Below are 4,980 nucleotides of genomic sequence, written 5' to 3'. Positions count from 1 at the left end.
CGTGCAGGCCGCACCACAAAAAGAAGCCGCGCCTGATTTGATCGATCCGGTTGGAGTGCAGCAGCAGGGCGCAAAGTGCTATCGCGGCGAGGCCACCAAGAATAAAGTAGCCCGTCTGCGAAATGTTGGCTGAAACGGGCGCCAATGAATCTTCTACGACTGTTCCACGGTTCTTGGACTGCACGAATACGGTCGTCTGTCCCGCAAAGAACCTCGGAAACAGCCATGATCCGATGATTGCGTAAAGCATAAGGCTTGTAAGGACCCAGATCGACCCGATGCTTCCGAACACGAATCCAAGATCAAACCAGATACGCCGTCTCGCGGCGACGGCCGTGACGAGCAGGCCCGCGAATAAGGTGTAGATCAAGGGGGATGAGCCACCCAGAAAGCTCAGGGTCATCACGGCCGTCGCACCGAAAGCCTGGGAAGCGATCAAGCCAATGATCAGCATTCCCCTTGAATAGTACGCAACAAGCAAAATAGCCGCGCATACTAGCAGTCCCGGCAAAGACACCTGCATGCCGATCGAGTTCCCGGTGAGCGGATACAGCAAGCTGTCCGATGGCCAATCTTTCGGCAGGTGAGTATCCCCCGCAAGAGAGTCAAAGGGGGTAGCCTTCACCCGCGAAGGGAGGTAGCGGACGCGCTCGTCTCCATCGCCCTTGCCCTTGATGGTGAAGGCAGTGGCCGGCGCAAAATGCGATCCTGGGCTGAATGGCCGCATCTATGTCGGCACTAAGAAATGCGCGTGACGGACCGAAGGCTGGCAACGGGCGGGTTGTCTAGAATCCACCATAAGGAGGAGAGGCGATATGACACCCACGATGTATATCGCATGTTCGGACCCAAGCAGGGTCAGGCAATTCAAGGAAATCTACGAGTGCGCCACTGTGAAAGCCAAGTACCCTGACAGCCATATTGCCAGCAAAGCTGTCGAAAGACTGATCGACGCGCTGGAAGCCGAGATCCAGAATGCCGGATCCGTTCTGGATATGTGTTTGCTGACGGAGGATGGTCCTCAGGTGGCCACCTCAGCCCGAGCCTTCGCAACGCGTATCTGTGTCGGCACAAGCGCGGCGCGGCCGCCCTGGCTTCGCGTTTCCCGGTAGGCGTCGGGATTTCGTGGCTCAAAAATTTACCGAAAATTAACTTATGTTAGCGCCCGCTTGTGAATAGCCCATAAGCTACTCACGCTGTTCTGGCTGGGAATGAGGAACAGCGGGTGCACCAGGTTGGACAATTCCAGCCAGGCTCTCAGAACGGGTGGGCATTACTATACTTTCTGAAGAAACTGGCGAGTGAGGGGCTAATTGCCGCCTCAGGGCGAATTTTGTTGGGAAAAGGGTGGGTTAGAGTATGAGTTCCACAGTAGAACTGCATAAATACACTTCGGTAGAGCCGGCAGGAATTCCGTCCGGCGGAAAAGCAACGGTCCATGAACAAGTAGGCAGAGAATGCCTCCTCATCTTGGACGGAAGGGCGCTAGATCGCGAATGTCTGGCATCGGCCTTGGAAGACCACGAACTCGGCATGGCCGTCGAGGCCAAGGGTTCGATAGACGAATGGCGCGTGAAAGAGGGGATGATCCTTGCAGCCATTCTTTTCAACCTGGGCGGCCGGAAAGTCACCGACCATGGCATAGCGGATCAGATCAGGCGCATTTCGTCCGAGTTCAGGTCGGTGCCTGTGGTGATCTTGGCCGACACAGAAGACCTTGCACAGATACTGGCGGCTCTCGAATGTGGCGCACGTGGCTACATTCCGACCTCTGTCGGGATCGACGTCTGTGTCGAGGCGATCAATCTTGCGGTGGCAGGAGGCATTTTCGTTCCTGCAAGTAGTGTCCTGTCCATGCGGCACCTGATAGATTCAGGCAGCCTTGAAACACCTTTGACAGGCATGTTCACGCTCAGACAGGCTGAGGTCGCCCAGGCGCTCCGACGCGGCAAGGCGAACAAGATCATCGCCTATGAGCTGAACCTGAGAGAAAGCACCGTGAAGGTGCACATCCGCAACATCATGAAAAAGCTTAAGGCGACCAACCGGACGGAAGTCGCTTACAAGGTCAACGATCTCTTCGCCGAAGGATCTCTGGCTGTGGAGTGACGAAGCAAATGAGACGCTAACTTTGGTTAAATCGTGCGGGCCGTTTTGCTCTCGCGTAGCGTCTGATCTGGGGGATGATTGCTGCACAATTGAGGGACCTCCGTCCCGCTGGACACCCGTGGTGGACGCCCCGCATATAGCCAGCTCCCATATGTCCTGTTCCTAAAGACTAACCATTGCGAGGCGTCCAAAGCACTCCTGCCTCACTGTCCAGCAACCAGCCGGAAGTGACACTTCGTCAATGGCGAGGACCAGGTTGCTGCTCTCTCGTGGAACTGGTCGTGCCGTCCTGGGGGACCAATCCTTGCGACAGCGACCCCGGAGGGCTATCGCTACAATATTTTGACCTTCCTAAGCGTGAAGGCCTCCGCAAAGTGCTCGGGTGCCCGGCATTCCATTCCACGCAACCGCGCAAGCCCGGCGAATGTCTCCCGATCGAACCAGTCCTTTGAGCGCTGTGTCCCGAAGTGCTCGTGAAGGAGTTGGATCTTGCGTTCCAGCACGTGGGCTGCAATCGGCACATACGCATTGGGTTGGCAAAGATCGCCGTCCCATTTCGGAATCTCGTATTCGAGCACAAGGTGATCGCGGAAAACGTTCCAGGTCAGTTGGTTGACCTCCCTATGGTCCTGATGGGCGTCGAACCTGGCATGGGTTAATATCACGTCGGGATGAACCCTTGATCTTACGTCCATCAGCCAATGCTTTATCGATCGGCTGTGAACTGGGAAATAGCCGTCTTCAAAATCCGCAACGTCGATCGTGGACGAATGGGATCCTTCGAGGAAGGCTTCGGCCGAAGCCCTGGCTTCGGCCGACCGCTGGCCGCCGGCGCTTAAGACGCACCAGTAGACGTGAAGTTTGACCTCCGACGCGATCAGACTGAGGATTGTGCCTCCCGCGCCGATCTCAATGTCGTCGGAATGGGCCCCGACGCACAGAATCGAGAGTTCCTCGCCGCCACGCCCGAGACCAAGCCCCTTCATGATGCGGCCAACCCCATACTACGCCTATTCTTCTCGGCGGTGGCTATCATACTCCAGGGCATGTCGCCCTTTTCGACCATGTCTTCGAGTGATTGCCAATCGCGCAGCGTGTCCATTGAACGCCAGAAACCCTCGTGCTTGTACGCCATCAGCATGTTGTCATCGATCAGACGCTTGAACGGCTCGACAACGAGTTCCTCCCCGTCGCGCATGTAGTTGAAAATTTCCGGACGGAATATAAAGTAGCCGCCATTGATCCAGATCTCCGATGTCTCGGCCGCACGAAACTCGCGCACGCGGCCATCTTCCGCGATGTCGGCCAAATGGTAAGTCAGCGGCGCGTGCACTGCCAGAAAGCAGCCGATCTTGCCGCTGGCCTCGAATTTTCTGATCATGTCGTCCAAGTCGACATCGGTCAGGCCGTCGGAATAGTTGGCCAGGAACATCTTCTCGTTCCTGACGTGATCCTGCGCAGCCCACAGGCGCTCTCCAATGCTGCGCCAAATACCGGTATCGAGCAGAGTGATGCTCCAGTCCTTGATTGTGTCGCCGAGGAGCTTGACGTCCTGGCCTCCTCGCGTAACCACGCAATCGGAAAACGTTTGCGGCCGGGTGTTCAAGAAAAAGTCTTTGATCACGTTGGCCTTGTAGCCCAGACACAACACGAACTCGTCATGCCCATAGTCACTGTACCATTGCATGACATGGCGCAGGATCGGCTGGTGGCCGAGCGGTATCATCGGCTTTGGGATGCTTTCGGAATAGTCGCGAATGCGGGTCCCGCGACCGCCACAGAAAAGAATGACTTTCATTTCTCGTACTCCGACGGATCGATTACGGTCACGAAAGGAATCGGCACTACGAATTTCGCGTTCCAAGCGGCGACATGGCGCATCTGCTGAATGATCTCGTCCTTCAGATTCCACGGAAGGATGAGGATGTAGTCTGGCTTAGCCTCGTCGATTTCGTCGACGGGCTTGATCGGGATGTGCATTCCAGGTGTATAACGCCCGTGCTTGTACGGGTTGCGGTCCACTGTGAAATCCAGGAAGTCGGTGCCGATGGCGCAGTAGTTCAGCAGCGTGTTTCCCTTGCCAGGCGCGCCGTAACCGCAAATCGTCTTGCCCTCTTCCTTGGCCGAAATCAGGAATGCCAAGAGATCACGCTTCGCGCGCTGCGCCTTGTAGCCGAAAGAGGCGTAGGTCGACATCTCTCCAAGCCCATGCCTGGTTTCGCGCTCGAGCAATTGGGCGATGCTGTCCTTCCTCTGCCAGGCACTGCCTTCGTGGCAGAGATAGACCCGCAGCGACCCACCGTGGGTGGGAAGTTCCTCGACATCGATCAGCCGCAGCCCGTGACGGGCCGCCATCAGGTCGACCGTCAACAGTGAGAAATACGAAAAATGCTCGTGGTAGATGGTGTCGAACTGGTTCTCCGCCATCAGCCGCTCGATGTGTGGGAATTCGAGAGTGACCATGCCCTCCGGTTTGAGCAGGATCGCCACCCCGGCGACGAAGTCGTTGAGGTCTGGCACCTGCGCCAGGACGTTGTTGCCAATGATGAGGTCCGCGCGAAGTCCTTCGCCCACCATTTGATTTGCCAGCCGGACGCCGAAGAAGTCGACCCAGGTGGCCACCCCCTTCTCGATCGCGGCGCGCGCGACATTGGCTGCCGGCTCGACGCCCAACACAGGAACGCCGAGTGGCAGAAAATGCTGCAGCAAGTAACCGTCATTACTTGCGAGTTCCACCGCAAGGCTGTCAGGGCCAAGCCCAAGGCGTCGTGTGATCGTCTCGCAATAAAGTTTCGAATGAGCCACCCAGCTGGTCGAGAACGAAGAGAAGTAGGCGTATTCGCTGAAGATGGTCTCTGGGCTCATATACTC

Annotated in this window: 4 protein-coding genes and 1 pseudogene; 1 reads left to right on the top strand and 4 read right to left on the bottom strand. The window is 56.8% G+C overall.

Annotated features, from left to right (window positions below; all coding sequences use genetic code 11):
* Positions 1-523, bottom strand: a pseudogene (locus EN991_RS23090) (hypothetical protein); the annotation flags it as partial.
* A gap of 887 nt (positions 524-1,410) precedes the next feature.
* Between EN991_RS23090 and EN991_RS23085 the strand changes: the two are divergent.
* On the top strand, positions 1,411-2,109 hold the full coding sequence (locus EN991_RS23085) for a response regulator transcription factor (RefSeq protein WP_244507031.1): 699 nt from the start codon (positions 1,411-1,413) through the stop codon (positions 2,107-2,109).
* 332 nt (positions 2,110-2,441) lie between these two features.
* Here EN991_RS23085 and EN991_RS23080 read toward each other — a convergent pair whose 3' ends face one another.
* From EN991_RS23080 to EN991_RS23070, 3 genes are all read right to left on the bottom strand, one after another.
* Positions 2,442-3,095 carry a PIG-L deacetylase family protein gene (locus EN991_RS23080; protein ID WP_127369616.1) on the bottom strand — a complete coding sequence of 218 codons (654 nt, stop codon included), beginning with the start codon at positions 3,093-3,095 and terminating at the stop codon, positions 2,442-2,444.
* On the bottom strand, positions 3,092-3,907 hold the full coding sequence (locus EN991_RS23075; protein WP_063170845.1) for a sugar phosphate nucleotidyltransferase: 816 nt from the start codon (positions 3,905-3,907) through the stop codon (positions 3,092-3,094). The genes EN991_RS23080 and EN991_RS23075 overlap by 4 nt, the downstream gene beginning before the upstream one ends.
* The coding region (locus tag EN991_RS23070; RefSeq protein ID WP_127369615.1) for a class I SAM-dependent methyltransferase at positions 3,904-4,980 on the bottom strand (1,077 nt) is incomplete at its 5' end. The genes EN991_RS23070 and EN991_RS23075, both read right to left, overlap by 4 nt.

Source organism: Mesorhizobium sp. M7A.F.Ca.US.005.03.2.1 (genome assembly GCF_003997795.1).
Classification (GTDB): domain Bacteria; phylum Pseudomonadota; class Alphaproteobacteria; order Rhizobiales; family Rhizobiaceae; genus Mesorhizobium; species Mesorhizobium ciceri.
This window is presented reverse-complemented; position numbering and strand designations above follow the sequence as displayed.